The 15,151-nt window shown below is 36.2% G+C and carries 17 protein-coding genes and 1 other annotated feature; of the genes, 1 reads left to right on the top strand and 16 read right to left on the bottom strand.

The genetic code is table 11. From position 1 onward, the window contains the following. Positions 1-128: 128 nt before the first annotated feature. The 15 genes from RYK16_RS03950 to RYK16_RS03880 all read right to left on the bottom strand — a co-directional run bounded on the left by RYK16_RS03950 (position 129) and on the right by RYK16_RS03880 (position 12,208). Positions 129-401, bottom strand: a complete 273-nt coding sequence (locus RYK16_RS03950; protein WP_294206740.1) for a DUF2500 domain-containing protein — start codon at positions 399-401, stop codon at positions 129-131. Between the two features lie 133 nt (positions 402-534). After that, complete coding sequence (locus RYK16_RS03945) at positions 535-1,053, bottom strand: NUDIX domain-containing protein (RefSeq protein WP_314850925.1); 519 nt, start codon at positions 1,051-1,053, stop codon at positions 535-537. A gap of 39 nt (positions 1,054-1,092) precedes the next feature. Continuing rightward, positions 1,093-1,335, bottom strand: coding sequence for a hypothetical protein (locus tag RYK16_RS03940; RefSeq protein WP_314850923.1), 243 nt, complete (start codon positions 1,333-1,335; stop codon positions 1,093-1,095). Between the two features lie 75 nt (positions 1,336-1,410). Next, positions 1,411-2,586, bottom strand: a complete 1,176-nt coding sequence (locus tag RYK16_RS03935; RefSeq protein WP_314850922.1) for a CHAP domain-containing protein — start codon at positions 2,584-2,586, stop codon at positions 1,411-1,413. 128 nt (positions 2,587-2,714) lie between these two features. Next, on the bottom strand, positions 2,715-3,728 hold the full coding sequence (gene ruvB, locus RYK16_RS03930) for a Holliday junction branch migration DNA helicase RuvB (RefSeq protein WP_314850921.1): 1,014 nt from the start codon (positions 3,726-3,728) through the stop codon (positions 2,715-2,717). Between the two features lie 9 nt (positions 3,729-3,737). After that, positions 3,738-4,325: a Holliday junction branch migration protein RuvA gene (gene ruvA, locus RYK16_RS03925; RefSeq protein ID WP_314850919.1), complete on the bottom strand. Its 588-nt coding sequence runs from the start codon at positions 4,323-4,325 to the stop codon at positions 3,738-3,740. Positions 4,326-4,330: 5 nt separating this feature from the next. Next, positions 4,331-5,605, bottom strand: coding sequence for a GTPase ObgE (obgE, locus tag RYK16_RS03920; RefSeq protein ID WP_314850918.1), 1,275 nt, complete (start codon positions 5,603-5,605; stop codon positions 4,331-4,333). 65 nt (positions 5,606-5,670) lie between these two features. After that, positions 5,671-5,958 carry a 50S ribosomal protein L27 gene (rpmA, locus tag RYK16_RS03915; protein WP_006526413.1) on the bottom strand — a complete coding sequence of 96 codons (288 nt, stop codon included), beginning with the start codon at positions 5,956-5,958 and terminating at the stop codon, positions 5,671-5,673. Between the two features lie 5 nt (positions 5,959-5,963). Continuing rightward, positions 5,964-6,275 (bottom strand): ribosomal-processing cysteine protease Prp, encoded by a 312-nt coding sequence (locus RYK16_RS03910; protein ID WP_314850917.1) that lies wholly within the window; start codon positions 6,273-6,275, stop codon positions 5,964-5,966. A gap of 5 nt (positions 6,276-6,280) precedes the next feature. Then, positions 6,281-6,592, bottom strand: coding sequence for a 50S ribosomal protein L21 (rplU, locus tag RYK16_RS03905; RefSeq protein WP_294021153.1), 312 nt, complete (start codon positions 6,590-6,592; stop codon positions 6,281-6,283). Positions 6,593-6,609: 17 nt separating this feature from the next. Then, positions 6,610-6,678: a sequence feature (ribosomal protein L21 leader region), on the bottom strand. Positions 6,679-6,785: 107 nt separating this feature from the next. Further along, on the bottom strand, positions 6,786-7,436 hold the full coding sequence (locus RYK16_RS03900; RefSeq protein WP_314850916.1) for a hypothetical protein: 651 nt from the start codon (positions 7,434-7,436) through the stop codon (positions 6,786-6,788). Between the two features lie 489 nt (positions 7,437-7,925). Continuing rightward, the gene (locus RYK16_RS03895) at positions 7,926-8,165 is read right to left on the bottom strand and encodes a hypothetical protein (protein ID WP_314850914.1); all 240 of its coding nucleotides are present in this window, start codon (positions 8,163-8,165) and stop codon (positions 7,926-7,928) included. Between the two features lie 12 nt (positions 8,166-8,177). Continuing rightward, on the bottom strand, positions 8,178-9,365 hold the full coding sequence (gene thiI / locus RYK16_RS03890; RefSeq protein ID WP_314850912.1) for a tRNA uracil 4-sulfurtransferase ThiI: 1,188 nt from the start codon (positions 9,363-9,365) through the stop codon (positions 8,178-8,180). After that, a complete protein-coding gene (locus RYK16_RS03885) occupies positions 9,358-10,497 on the bottom strand; it encodes a cysteine desulfurase family protein (protein ID WP_314850910.1) in 1,140 nt (379 codons plus the stop codon). Before RYK16_RS03885 ends, thiI begins: the two co-directional genes overlap by 8 nt. After that, positions 10,478-12,208, bottom strand: coding sequence for a septation ring formation regulator EzrA (locus tag RYK16_RS03880; RefSeq protein ID WP_314850908.1), 1,731 nt, complete (start codon positions 12,206-12,208; stop codon positions 10,478-10,480). Before RYK16_RS03880 ends, RYK16_RS03885 begins: the two co-directional genes overlap by 20 nt. Before the next feature lie 348 nt (positions 12,209-12,556). On the opposite strand from RYK16_RS03880, the gene rpsD reads away from it, so the two are divergent. Beyond that, entirely contained in the window at positions 12,557-13,159 is a 603-nt protein-coding gene (gene rpsD / locus RYK16_RS03875; RefSeq protein WP_028078297.1) for a 30S ribosomal protein S4, read from the top strand. Between the two features lie 399 nt (positions 13,160-13,558). On the opposite strand, the gene RYK16_RS03870 is transcribed toward rpsD, so the two are convergent. Beyond that, positions 13,559-15,151 (bottom strand): alpha-galactosidase, encoded by a 1,593-nt coding sequence (locus RYK16_RS03870; RefSeq protein WP_314850905.1) that lies wholly within the window; start codon positions 15,149-15,151, stop codon positions 13,559-13,561.

Below are 15,151 nucleotides of genomic sequence, written 5' to 3'. Positions count from 1 at the left end.
TCTCATCCTTGTAGTTAACTTTGATAATTTCCTTCGCTATCAATGCATATCTCTTCATGAGAAAAGAAATGACTGCGAGACGTTATATATTGATTTTAGAAAATATATTGTAGTTCCAAAAAATTCTGCTACTCACTATACTCTTTTATCCAATCACCAAAAGATATCAATTGATATCCTTGGAACACTAACGGCCCTTCCATACCAATATCTACAACATTATAGAAAAATACACTTACCTCAAAATTCTTTTCTCCTTTTTCTGTCATAAAAACCAATTCATATAACGCCTCTGGAGTTGGAATTTTACCCGGAACAGCAAAATACTTACTCACTTTTTTATCAATTAATTTTGCAAAAACCGATTCCCTATTGTATTTATTTTTTGTGGAGCCAAACATATTCAACACCTCCTGAAACACACTATTTATATTTATTATAATCTAGAATTATCAGTAATGTTAAATAATTTGGGGTTTTAGAAAAAACGCCGAATTACCAACTATAAACAGAATCAGGCTCTACAGCGTGCACTTACTTTTGATATAAACTGTTCGTTTGATGAAGATGAAATAAAAAATGGATAAAGCTTTCATCATACGGTATAAACTTCTTTGAACCAACCATATCTAAGATTTCATCAATACTTGCCCATTTTACTGCCTGTACTTCTTCATACTGAAGTCTTAGCTTTGAAATATCTATCTCTTTTTCTAAAATATAAATGTCATCAAAACCTTCACTAAAATACTTTGTAATAACAGGTGGTATATTTTCTATATCAATCTTTAATCCAAGTTCTTCAGCGACTTCTCGCGTTGCTGCCTGACGACTATTTTCACCAATCATAGCAGAACCGCCAACAGTTATATCCCACATATTGGGCCACCCTTTTTTAAAGGTTTGTCTTTGCTGAATCAACATTTGGTTTTTTGCATTAAAGATACATACATGAACAACTAAATGATAGAGATTTTTCGGAATATAATCCCCACGTGTTATTACACGATTTGTCTTTACACGATCAAGTGTATATAAATCCCACTTTTCCATAATGACCCTCCTATTATCAAAAAAATCCGTTTAACCAGATTATAAACGAATTATTGATTTAACTATTGGTAGTCGCATCACATATGCTGTGATTCTACGATCTGCTTCAAAGAATAGAATATAGATGATTAATTTAATATATGGATGTAAACTCAAGAATCCATTTACGATACTAAACAAGAACACAAAAACCATGTATATCGCTATGTATACCGCAAAGGTCATTAAGAAGTAAGCAATTTGATTCATACGTAAATTTCTTTGTTCATCTCTTCTGCTCATATAGGTATTTTATTCAAAACAACAACTGATTTCAACTATCAAAAAAGGAAGATACACTTTGTATCTTCCTAAATCTTAATAGTGAATGTACTCGAATCTTGATGGATCAGAGATAACACGTGAATATGGCTGACCATTACGGCTAGCACCACATTCAGAAGTAATAACAGAACCATCTGTTGTAATCGCTTCTACGATAGCAACGTGACCATAGTAACCATCAGAACCTTCTTGTCCAGCAGCAAATACCATAACGTCTCCAACCATTGGTGTATTAGAAACAGTATATCCTAAACTACGAGCTGTATTTGCCCATTGATTACCATTACCCATCAAGCTACCAGCAGTTAAGCCTAACTGATGACGGCGAATATATACCCACCAGGTACATTGGCTGAATGAATAGTTATTACCAGTATCACCAGTTGGATGGTCAGTAATCAAACCAGCTTTTACATAATCCTTCCAAACTTCATCAGCGTCCGCAAGTAACTGAGCAGTACTGATAAATGCACTTGAACTTGAACTATTTTCAAGTGCTTGTTTCGCAGCTTGAATCTTTTCGTTTTCTTTCGCTCTACGCTCTTCTTCAATCTTGTTATCGATAACTTCCTGAGGAGTCTTTACAGTAACATTTAACTGTGCAAATGACTTATTACCAGTTGTATCTACAACAGTATATAAAACTGTATAGTTTCCATCAGTAGCCATATCAACATTACCAGTGATAGTTAATGCTGGTAACACACCAGAATCATCATTGATATAAGAGATATAGTTAGATGCATTCCAAGTATCACCATTATTAACAGTTACACTATCAGACTTTAACTTAATAACAGGAGCAGTACTTGTTACAACCTTAATCAATACCTTTTGAATAAAGGAATAACCAAGTGTCTTATCATCTGCATCTTTATTCACCAAAGTCACACGAGCAGTTGCCTGTTGAATACCGGTTAGGTTACGATCAAAGCCTTCTAAAATTAACTTTGATTTACCTACATCAATATTCTTATAATCCATATCGGCAAAAGATTGACTTCTTTCCTGTAAGATAGAATGCTTGATAGTCTCTTGTGGATTTAAATCAGCTGAGCTAACTTCGATGACTGGTAAAATCTCTGTGTCGATTGTTGGAGCTGTATTGTCCGCATATACATGTTGTACAGAAGCATATCCACCAAGCAGTACTGTGGCGATATACGCTGCTGCAACAAGACTTGTCTTCTTATTTTTCTTGTTAAACATATCATTATTTTATATGATTCTTTGTATTCTTTGCAAGAAAACGGATATTTTTCACACAAAATTCACGAATTTTCAGAGCATTTTACATAAAAAAACACACATTTTAACCATGTGTGCTTAACAAATTCTTAAAATAATGTATCTGTATGTGTGATATGCAAATGCTCGTAAGCCTTCTCAGTTACCACACGACCACGACTGGTACGATTCACAAATCCAATCTGTATGAGATATGGCTCATATACATCTTCTAGTGTTGTAGTCTCTTCCGATATTGCATTTGCAAGAGATTCAAGACCAACAGGACCACCATGGAAACGTTCGATAATGCCACGTAAGTATCGAATATCGACTTCGTCTAATCCAAGGGAATCCACCTTCAAACGGTCTAGTGCAGTCTGTGCAATATCCCTAGAGATATGACCATCATTAAGTACTTGTGCAAAGTCACGGATACGACGTAACAAACGATTCGCAATACGTGGTGTTCCACGAGAACGACGTGCAATTTCATCTACTGCAGCAGTATGAATTGGTGCATTCAACACACGTGCTGTACGACTAACAATCGAACATAGCTGCTCTTGGTTATAATACTCAAGCTTCGCCACGATACCAAAGCGGTCTCTTAGCGGTGCTGATAAATCACCAGCACGAGTCGTCGCACCAACAAGAGTAAATGGAGGTAGATCCAAGCGAACACTTCTTCCGCCTGCTCCATTTTCGCCACCAACCATAATATCTAATTCAAAGTCCTCCATCGCAGGATATAAAACTTCTTCTACTTGCTTTGGCAAACGATGAATTTCATCGATAAACAATACATCTCCTGGCTCAAGCACAGATAATATCGCTGCTAAATCACCAGCTTTTGTAATAGATGGACCAGAAGCTACTCTAACCTTAGAGTGCATCTCATTGGCTAGAATAAATGAAAGTGTAGTCTTACCCAATCCTGGAGGCCCGTACAAAAGAACATGATCCAAAGATTCATTTCTCTGCAAAGCCGCCTGAATATAGATACGTAAGTTTTCTTTTAACGTATCTTGACCTATATATTCATCAAGTGTTTGCGGACGAAGACTTTCTTCATCATCACCCATTTCTGCATTTGCAGATAATAAACGATCACTCTCTTCCATATGCCTCCCTTACTTCTGTTTAACCAAAAATTGTAATCCGAGTTTCAAATACTTCTCGGTCGTTAATCCAGGGTTTTCACTCATCATATTTGCGACTGCAGATAGTTCTCCCTGTTTATAGCCTAAATTCTTTAAGCCTTCTAACGCTTCACGAATTTCCGCAGTATAAGAAACTGTATCTTGTTTTGGTGAAGATGTAGGTACAGCAACTAACTTGCCCTTTAAATCTAATACAATCTGACTTGCGGACTTTGCCCCAATACCAGGCATCTTCTTTAATAGAGTTACATCACCAGATTCAATCGCAGAAACAATAGACTGATAGCCACATTTGCTTAGCATACCCATCGCTGTCTTAGGACCTAGTCCCTTAACAGAGATAAGCTTTAAGAATAATGCTTTTTCATCTTGGCTTTCAAAACCAAATAAACTCATATCATTTTCCGTAATATGAAGATATGTATAGATAAATACTTCATCATTTAGATGTAAGTTTTCAGGATGTGGATATGCCATCTGATAGCCAATATCATGACAATCGACCACAACCCAATCAGCACCATACGATGCCACTTTTCCTTTTACAAATGCTATCATATCACTCACTCTTTATAATCCATGATAAAGGTATTAACAATAACTTGATCACCATCACGTGCTCCAGCTTCATAAAGAGCCTTATCAACACCCATCTTCTGTAGTGTCATCGCAAACTGATATGTTTCTTCTTCCTTTTCGAAGTCAACTGTATCAAATAGACGATCAATCTTTTCAGAGTCAACCTTAAATCTACCAGGTCCAAGTTTGACAATCTTAAAGTCTGGTTTCTTCGGTTCATAACGATATACAACCGTCTCTTCTGTACTTTCAGGAGTTTCCATTTCGACCTCACGAGCTTTATCAATTTCTGCAAGTGCCGCATAGAGAACTTCATCTAAACCTTTATGTTCTAACGTACTTGTTTCATAGACTTTAATATCTGGATACTTCTTTTTAAACTCCTCCAAATACATGTGTGCATATTCGTCATCCATCTTATTTGCGACAACAATCTGTGGACGTTTCTCAAGTGCTAAATCGTAGGTAGCTAACTCCTTGTTGATAATTTCATAATCTTCAACAGGATTACGTTCCGCACCAGACATATCAATGACGTGAATCAATACTCGACAACGCTTAATATGGCGCAAGAACTCATGTCCTAAACCCTTGCCTTCACCAGCACCTTCAATTAAACCCGGCATATCCGCTAGCACAAAACTACGACCGTTTGGCATCTGTACAACACCAATATTTGGCTCCAGTGTTGTAAAAGGATATGCAGCAATCTGTGGATTCGCTCTTGTTACAACGGATAAGAATGTTGACTTACCAACGGATGGAAAACCAATTAGCCCAGCATCCGCCAAAAGACGTAATTCTACTTGAACATCTAAACTCTCACCAACTTCACCTGGTTGCGCATATTCAGGAGCATCATTTCTCGAAGTTGCGAAGTGCATATTACCTAGACCACCCTTACCACCACGAGCAATCAATACCTTTTGTCCTGGTTTTGTAAGGTCAGCTAAAAGATCACCATTGGCCGCATTACGAATCATCGTTCCAAGTGGAACAGGCACAATGATGTCATCTCCTGATTTACCATGCATCTTTTTGATTAATCCTGGCATACCATTGCCAGCCTTAATCTTGCGTGTAAACTTTAGCTTCATTAATGTTGTTTCATTGGTATCAACAGCAAACCAAATATCGCCACCTTTACCTCCATCACCACCAAAAGGTCCACCATTAGCGTAGAACTTCTCATGGCGCCAAGCAACACAACCTCTGCCACCGTCACCTGCTTTTACATGTAGTTTTACAAAGTCAATCATCAAGGAATCTCCTTTCCTTTAAAAAAGCTCCTGAACCTGTCAGGAGCATTCCATTACTGTTTAAATTAAGCTTCTTGAGGATAAACAGAAACCTGCTTCTTATCCTTGCCAAGACGCTCATACTTAACGATACCTGCAGCTGTTGCAAACAATGTATCATCTCCACCGCGCATAACATTCTTGCCTGGGTAGATCTTTGTGCCTCTCTGACGATAGATGATAGAGCCAGCGTTTGTATACTGACCATCAGCCTTCTTAGCACCTAATCTTCTGCCGGCAGAATCACGGCCGTTCTTTGTGGAAGATACACCCTTCTTACTTGCAAAGAACTGAATATCCAGTGTGAACTTCATAGTATTTACACCTCCATTTTTTTAATTTTAATAAAACGTTGATTCTGTTGTTGAACTGTCTTTAATTGAATAATCCCTGCAGATAGTAGTAAATCACTCTCTGCTGTAGGATTATCAACTTTAACTTGAATTAGATTATCACCAACTTTAATATTCTTAACATCAGTTAATTCATCTAATGCATTCAACAAACCGAATGTAATACCGCTAACTGCTGCACATACCAAATCTTTACCACTTTCTGCAGAACCAGCGTGACCGCTAATTTCTAATGAAGTAATGTGATTATCATGCTGCGTATAACGGATATCAATCATGAGACTTAAGCCTCGATAGCTTCAACTGTCAACTTTGTATATGGTTGACGGTGACCCTGCTTACGACGAGTAGAGCCCTTCTTAGCCTTATACTTGAAGATATGGATCTTCTTTTCCTTGCCTTGCTTTACAACCTTGCAAGTAACCTTAGCACCCTCTACATATGGAGTACCAATCTTTGTTGCTGCGTCACTAACAAGAACTACCTTGTCGATAACGACTGTGCTTTCTGGTTCAACATCTAACTTTTCAACGAAGATAGACTGACCTACTTCAACCTTAAGTTGCTTTCCGCCTGTTTCGATAATTGCGTACAATTTGAACACCTCCTGACATTTATCATAAGACGCGCCATCAAGGGGACTTACGTACTTAACCCTTTCCTGAGCGGTTACAGACCTCGACAAGAGGGCTGATAACATAGATATACTACATGTAAAGTCCTTTTACGTCAATGATTTCTATTAAATTAACACGTTTAAAAAATGTAGAGTCACCTCTACATCTATATTATTTGCTCTTAACTTTTACTTTCTTACGAACGTTGACATATCCTTGTACCATATAAAAATTTTCTTCTCCAGCTGGAATTTCACGTTTATAATTAAGTCTAACGTCAAGACAAAGTTCATCGACATTATCAGATGTTACATAGCCAAAAACATAGTCAAAATTAGGGCCTAAATAATCCATATTATTTAAAGCATTCATTAATTCGTCATAATCAAAATATATATATCTTTTAAATACTTCAACAAGCCTATAGACAGTCATATCCGATCTACCTTCATCATAAGCAGGGGCATCAGGTACATGCGGTTGCCATTTTTCTGTTGCTGTTACAAATCCACCTTCAGGTGTTTCTGTATTTTGATATTCTACTTCTTTCTCAGATTCTATTGTAACTTGAGGTTGATCATTATATACCTTTACAGTAAATTCAATTCTATAATATTTATATTCTTCTTGTTCATTGTCTGATGCTACATCTGGTGTTTCAGTAGGAGTTGGAGTAACTTCAGTTACTGATGGATTAGTTGAACTATTCTCTTTAGTCTTACATCCTCCAGTTAGAAGCGTACTAATTATTCCTCCTACTAATATAACTTTACGAGTTAATTTACCTAACTTATCTTTATTTAACTCAAAATTATTAATCATATCTTCTCCCTATAAATTGACCATTTTATAACATATTAACCAAAATTAGTAAATATCAAGAAATAAAACTAAATAATATGATTTCTATTAAATTAACACGTTTAACTTATATTATTTGTGTCGTTATTTTATGATGATTGTTTCTCGTTGAACAATATCACTTTTCCCTTTGAAAAGATTAACTTTAAAACTAACATAAATACTACATAAATTATTAACCAAATACCAAAGCGCATCCAACCATTTGAGAGGATGAAAATAGGCATTAAATCAAATGGGATATCATAAACGTAAAATATATTCTTCTTTTTCCAGATACGATATAACTTGGGCAAAATCACCCATAAAATGATTAGTATCGTATTACTGATGGTACTAATATCAACATTTCTCATATCTTCCCCTACATTATGAATAAAACTTGATAGTACCTTCATTATACCAAAATAAAATAGGCACTTCATTATAGAAATACCTATTATTCATCAATTATTTAAGAGCTGCGTAAATACGTTTTACGTATTTCATACGTTCATTTTCTGCACAGTTAAAGAGTGATGTGAATAATGCAAAAATCTTTAACTTCGCATTTGTGTTATATGTATCATCTTTTTCAACTTTGACGATTGTTACGTTTGCGATATCCAATAGTTCTTGTTCATCCATTGTTGCGCAATGTTGCATCTTTTCATTGAATTCATTGCGAATATCTTGATTATGCTTTGCCATAGTTTCACCTCTTTATAAGAAATCTTCTTCTTTTTTCACAGCTTGTACATTTACAGTTTCTAGTGTATATACCGCCTGTTGTAGTAGTGTTTCATAATCAAATTTTGATTCATAGTAAACACTCTTATCTACAGATGGTTTTGTGACTGGGTTCTTTGGATCAAAGATTGTACAGCAATCCTCAAATGGCAAGATAGATGTTTCATAAGTTCCTATCTTACGTGCCAAATCAATAATTTCAATCTTGTCATAACATACAAGCGGTCTTAGGATTGGCATGTTCGTAACTGTATTAATGCAGTTGATACTCTCTAGTGTTTGGCTAGCTACCTGCCCTATGCTTTCACCAGTACCGATGGCTAGACATCCATACTTCTTGGAAATCATATCTGCTAAGCGGAACATCATACGACGCATTAACGTAACTGCATATGGATCTCCTGCATGTTTATAAATTTCAAGTTGTAATTGCGTAAAGTTAACAATATGTACTTTCATGTGACCTTGGTATTCACTCACTTGCGAAGCAAGCTCTAAGACTTTATTCTTTGCGTTTTCACTTGTATATGGAGGAGATGCAAAGTGTACAGCTTCCACATGTAATCCACGCTTCATCAACTGGTACGCTGCTACTGGTGAATCGATACCACCAGATAACATTAACAATACCTTACCATTGATACCCGCTGGATATCCTCCAGCACCAGGAATCTTACTAGATGTGATGTAGGTTTCATTACTATGAATTTCAACACGAATTGCTAATTCAGGATCATGTACATCAACCTTTAAATCTGTATTGCGTAGAATCTCTCCAGCAACCTCACGATTTACACCATCACTCTTGAGCGGGAAACTCTTGTCATGACGTTTTGTAATCATCTTAAATGTCTTCTTATCACTTTCCTTAGCAATACGAACACAGGCTTGCTTGATATCTTCTAAATTACTGTTCACCTTTTCTGTAAAGGAGAATGAACTAATACCAAATACCTTCTTTAATTTGGTTTCAATTTCTTCTGGATCTTCATCCGTTAATTTAATGTAAATACGATCGTATGTCTTACGATACGTTAGCGCAGGATAATCCCGCAACATATATTTAATATTTGTAAAGAGTCTAGTAATAAAATCTCTTCGATTTTTACCCTTTGTACTTAATTCACCATAGCGAATCAAGACTGTATCATACTTAACCATATTGCGAAATAATCTCCTTTAATGAATCTATAAATGAAGCAATCTCTTCTTCTGTATTATGATACGTTAAACTAATACGAATACAAGAGCTTGCACGTTTGGAAGAATAACCCATAGCACTTAAAACATAACTTGGATCATCGGATTTAGATGCACAAGTACTTCTCGCACTCACCATAAACCCTTTTTTATTTAATGCATTCTGCATCACTTCACTTGGTATCTTCTCGTATGAGAAGTTAACAACACTATTGACTGCATCACTTGGTTGATTGATTAAAATACCAGGTATTGTAGATAGTCCCCTAAGTAATGCTTGTTGTAAAGTTGTAATATAATCATGATACTTCTTACCATTTTCTAACGCAAAGCGTAGTGTCTTAGCAAATACCATGTTTACACAAGCATTCGAAGTACCACCACGAATACCATATTCTTGTTCACCACCATTAATCAGTGGTACAAATGGTACATGAACCTTCTTAACAAGAATACCACTACCTTTTAAACCTTCCAGTTTATGTGCAGAGATAGATGCTAGATCAATATTTTTAAAATCTACATCAACTTTACCAATTGCCTGTGTCATATCAACATGCATATAGGCATGTGTATGTTTCTTTACATAATTTGCAATCTCATCAATTGGATTAATAGAACCTACTTCATTGTTTACTGCCATGATACTAACGATTGCTGTATCATCACATACTGCATCTTTGACTTGTTGTAAGGATACCTTACCACTAGCATCAACTGGCAAATATGTAACACGATATCCAAATACCTGTTCCATTTGTAAACATGCATTCAAGATAGAAGAATGTTCTACATTCGTTGTAACAATATGTTTCTTGCCAGGTTGGGCAAAACATACACCTTTGATTGCGGAAGAGTTTGCTTCCGAAGAACCTGAGGTAAAGATAATGTCTTCACTGTTTATACCCAAAAGCCCGGCTATTGCACTCCGGGCTTTTTCCATCATTCGACTGATTTCGCTGCCTTCATCATACAGAGACTCACTATTGACGTAATATTTATCCAATAAAGACTTATAGGTTTGTAATACATCTGAATGAATCGCTGTTGTAGAAGCGCCATCAAAATACACCCTACGCAGCACTCTTCGCATTCTCCTTAATCATGGATTCGTAGTTACCTGGGTGAATCTTTTCAATCGTTGCGATTGCTGTTGTTAGAGCTTGTGTATATTCACCGTTACGGAAACTTAATTCACTACGTGTTAACTCAGAGTCGATATCTGCGTAAGTTGAACGATAACGGTTACCAAATACAATTGTATTTTCAACCATCATAACTGTACCAACAACGTTATTAACATTGTTATAAAGCTTATAGATAAAATCTAATGCTTCTTGTAGAGTTCCATTTAATAACTGCATATTTAATGGAACTTCTTCCATCAAGTTATCTAAACGATGGATATAGTCATTTGCACGACGCATATCATCTTCATAAGCTTCTGAAATATTTGGAAGTTTATACTTACGAATCTTAACTTGCATCTGATTCATAACAATCTGCAACTTCACTAGTTGCTTCTTACAACGTTCTTCATCACCAGAAGCAGCTTCAATACGTGTACGAATATTCTTAAACTCTGTATTGCATGCAATGATCTGTTCATTTAATTCCTTCAAGGAACCAACAACTGTACTAGCAGGAACTTGATAGTTACGTACACTATCCATTACTACAGGCATCTTCGTTTCAAGTTCTTGTAAGCGAGCTGTCTGCTCTGCAAGCTTTTCTTCTAAATCTGCAAAGCCAAAACGTGATGATGATTTTGCAAATGCTTCTTTTACATAAGCCGCATTCTTATCTGCTTCATCCGCAAGTGCTGTAGATTCCTTTGATAACTCTTGAATCGCATCAAAGCTTTCACCCTCTTGTTTTACAGCCTGATCCATCTCACGAAGTTTTGCCTTCATAGTATCAAGCGTTTCACGAACGCCTAATGTAGACCCTGTCTTTAACTGCTTTAGAGATTCACGTAAGGACTCTGTCATTTGATTGAGGTTTTCTTCTACATTTAAGTGTTTCAAATACACACCACGATTACGATTATGAATATAATCCTTGTGAAGAACTTCTGCCATATTAGGAATAACACCCTTAGCATCTTCTAATAATGAAGGCATATTCTCTATCATTTCTTCTAGTTCTGCCATAACTGCCTTGATACTTACAAGTTCACGGTTTGCCTTATCGAAATCACTGGAGAACATCCATTCTTCAAAAGTCGCAAACATCTTCTCAGTATCAACAACCTTCTGCTCTACTAAAGGCCATGCAAAGTATAACTTTGGAGCATTTTCAGCAGCTTGGGCCTTTAGGGCACGGAAACGATTCTTTAAAGCCGTCACTTCTTCACGCTGTGCTGTTTCTTTTGCAAGAATCGCATCTAACATATTTTCAAGTGTCTTCGCATCCGCTTCTGTTGTAGTCATGGATGTTTCAATTTCCTTGATGGCATTACTAGCTTTTGCTAAAGTACCCGCAGAAATATAACGTTCTAAGTCTGCTAACTTACTTGTTAAAGCAGAAATACATGACTGCACTTCGTCAAACTTATTTTGTGCTGAATTAACACGATCAACTGTATCCTGATTCACTCTACTTACAGCAATTGCTTTATTCATTTTTAATGACAAAGGAATTTGCTTAATAGACTGATAGCGATTCTCTAATTCTATATACTCAGATTTATAACGACGTGCACGTACTGTAGTAACAATTAAAATAATCAACAGTAAAACAAAGATTGCACCTACGGCAATAATAAATCTGATATCTGATAACAATGTTAATATCTGATTCATATGTTTCCACCTTTCTTGTCATATCTTTTTTTATTTTACCACAGCATCTATATATTTGGGCATATGCCTTATCACTTTCACATATCTTTCCATAATTCTTTTTTGTGTTTCACAAATGATTATTTCTGATAGAACTTGTGAAAACAATTGACGTTTATACACACTAATGGTATTATATCGAGTGCGTTAAATAATGGCAGCATGTAGAGTCATGCGTAAGGCGTTATCAACAGTTAAACTTGTTCCTGAGTATCCTGCTGCAAAAGGTGAAAAGGCTCATGATAACACCCCGCATTGATGATCTGCACCTGTTATTGTTTCTCAGCCATATATAGGAGGAAACAAAACATGGCACGTTACACAGGACCTGTTTGGAAGAAAGCTAGACGCTTAAGCTTCTCCATCTTAGAAACAGGCGAAGAGCTTAAGAAAAGAACTTATGCTCCAGGTCAACATGGACCTACAAAGCGTATTAAGTTAGGTGGCTACGGTACACAGTTACGCGAAAAGCAAAGAATCCGTCACATGTACGGTTTAAATGAACGTCAGTTCTCTAACTTATTCAACAAGGCTTCCAAGATGGAAGGTATGGCAGGTGTTAACTTCTTAATCCTACTTGAAAGTAGATTAGATAACATCGTTTACCGTATGGGCTTAGCTAGAACACGTAAGGCTGCTCGTCAGTTAGTAAACCACGGTCATATCGAAGTAAATGGTAAGAAGTTAGACATCCCTTCAGCTTTAATTAAGCCAGGATCAACAATTGCTGTTCGTGAAAATGCACGTAACATTAAGGCAATCGCTGAATCATTAGAATCAGCTATCACTATCCCAGCTTTCGTTGAAGTTGATAAGGAAAACAAGAAAGGTACATTCGTACGTCTTCCAGAAAGAAGCGAATTGAACCAAGAAATCAACGAATCACTCGTTGTCGAATTCTACAACAGATAACAAGTGTAAAAAGTCAACGCAAGTTGGCTTTTTTCTTTACCTAACAATAAAACGCATCCTAATAGATGCGTTTTATATTTTACTACCCTACGCTTTCTTAATACGATAATACGCTGAAACAAGTAAGCTCATTAACGCAAACATGCAAGCAACACCTACGCTTGAAAAGGTTCACCAACGTCCATAACATAGAGGAGCTAGAACTAGATAAATGATATTGTTACTAATATATATGTATTTACTATTCTGCTATAATTTCCTATCTTTAAAATATCCAAAACATTTACCTAGCATTTGATAAAGAAATATATACTCTTCCAACAGACAATATAAAAATCCTTGTTAAGAAACAAGGATACAAAAATACCCACCAGAGTGCACTACTTTAGTGGGTTTTCATTATCGATTTGTACAGTCAAAATGAACTATGTTTGTTTGACCATCTAAAACATATTCAATTGTAATACTATCATCTGTACTTACATCTGTTACTAGTGCAGATGCTAGTTTACGGTATTCTTGATACTTTCTAATCATATCATCAGTATAATTTGCAGGACTATCACTTGTTAGGAATACCCCTCCTAATAAAGCTTGTATCCTTGCTAAATCATCCTTCTGCTTTTCCGTTAAATGGATATTCTCAGTACGAATAAAGAATACATCTGGATCATTCATAAACGCACGTCCATTCAATTGTCTACGATTTACAGTATTTACAATTGCATTCTTTGTAGAGATTCTTTCACGATGCAATAAACGCATATAGAAAACGTCATCCCAATCCAAACCAACATCACATCCAATACGGCTGTATTCCACTAATCCAAAAGATGGCATTAATGGGACACCACAGGCAAGAATTTCTTTACCAATTGAAATATCTCGCAACAACTGCAATGCACGTTTCATTCTCTTAGCACGACTCTCAGATGCATTTCCAAATGGAGCTGCACCATATAAGAAGTCAAGTTTAACTAAATCAAAGCCCCATACATCATATACTTGATGAAACACTTTCTTGATATAGTCAATTACATCTGGATGATCAATATCTAACGAATAAAAGCCTGACCAATTAGCGCCTAAACACCATGGTTTTCCATGATGGTGCAAGAACCAATCTGGATGATTTTGATATATCGAAGACTTCTCCTCTGCCACAAATGGCGCAAGCCACAAACCGGCTTTATATCCCTTTGCATGTATCTCATCTACAAGCGATTTTAATCCATTTGGGAATTTCACTGGATCTGTTTCTAACCAATCACCTACAAACGGTTCCCAACCATCATCAATCTGAAATAGGTCATTTGGTTGAAAAACTTTATCACAACCAGATAAATCATAACGTATCTTATCTTCACTAATATCTTGATAGTGATTATACCAGCTAGAATATCCAAACAGTTTTTTCGTTGTAAGTGGCTTTAGCTCCAATGCATCAAACCATGCTTGAAAGACCTCTTCTTCGCTACCTTCCGCATAGAATAAATCAAATGCATGAAAGATACCATTTGTCTGTACATCCTTACAGTCTCTTTGAATTGTTAATTCAGTTTTATTTGCGTCATACCAAAATAACGTATATCCTGGGTCTTCATCTAATGACGCAAATAAGCGATATTTATTTCCATCACGGAAATAGCACCATGATTCACCATGGGTAATACCCTTTTTTTGTGGGTAGTCTACAAAATGATAATCCCCATAACGATCAAACCCATATTTCCGTAATAAACTTTTCGGCACTCTCTTTAGTCCATGTGTATGATCATATCTTGTAAGTTCTGGAGAATATGTCCATGTTTGATACCCATTCATGAAAATCTTCTCGTCCTTTGCAATGGAAATTGATAGTTTCGCTTCCACTTTTCCGAGTATCATTTGAGCAGTTGTCACATGAATATGTAGTACATCGTCCTTCCAATTTTCATTGCCTTGTAATTTAATTTTCTGATCAACACTTTCTATCGACCACTGAACCTGCAT

Origin of the sequence: uncultured Solobacterium sp. (assembly GCF_963550625.1) — a bacterium.
Taxonomy (GTDB): Bacteria; Bacillota_I; Bacilli_A; order Erysipelotrichales; family Erysipelotrichaceae; genus Bulleidia.
Note: the sequence above shows the minus strand (reverse complement) of the source record. Positions and strands in the feature narration are given on the sequence as shown.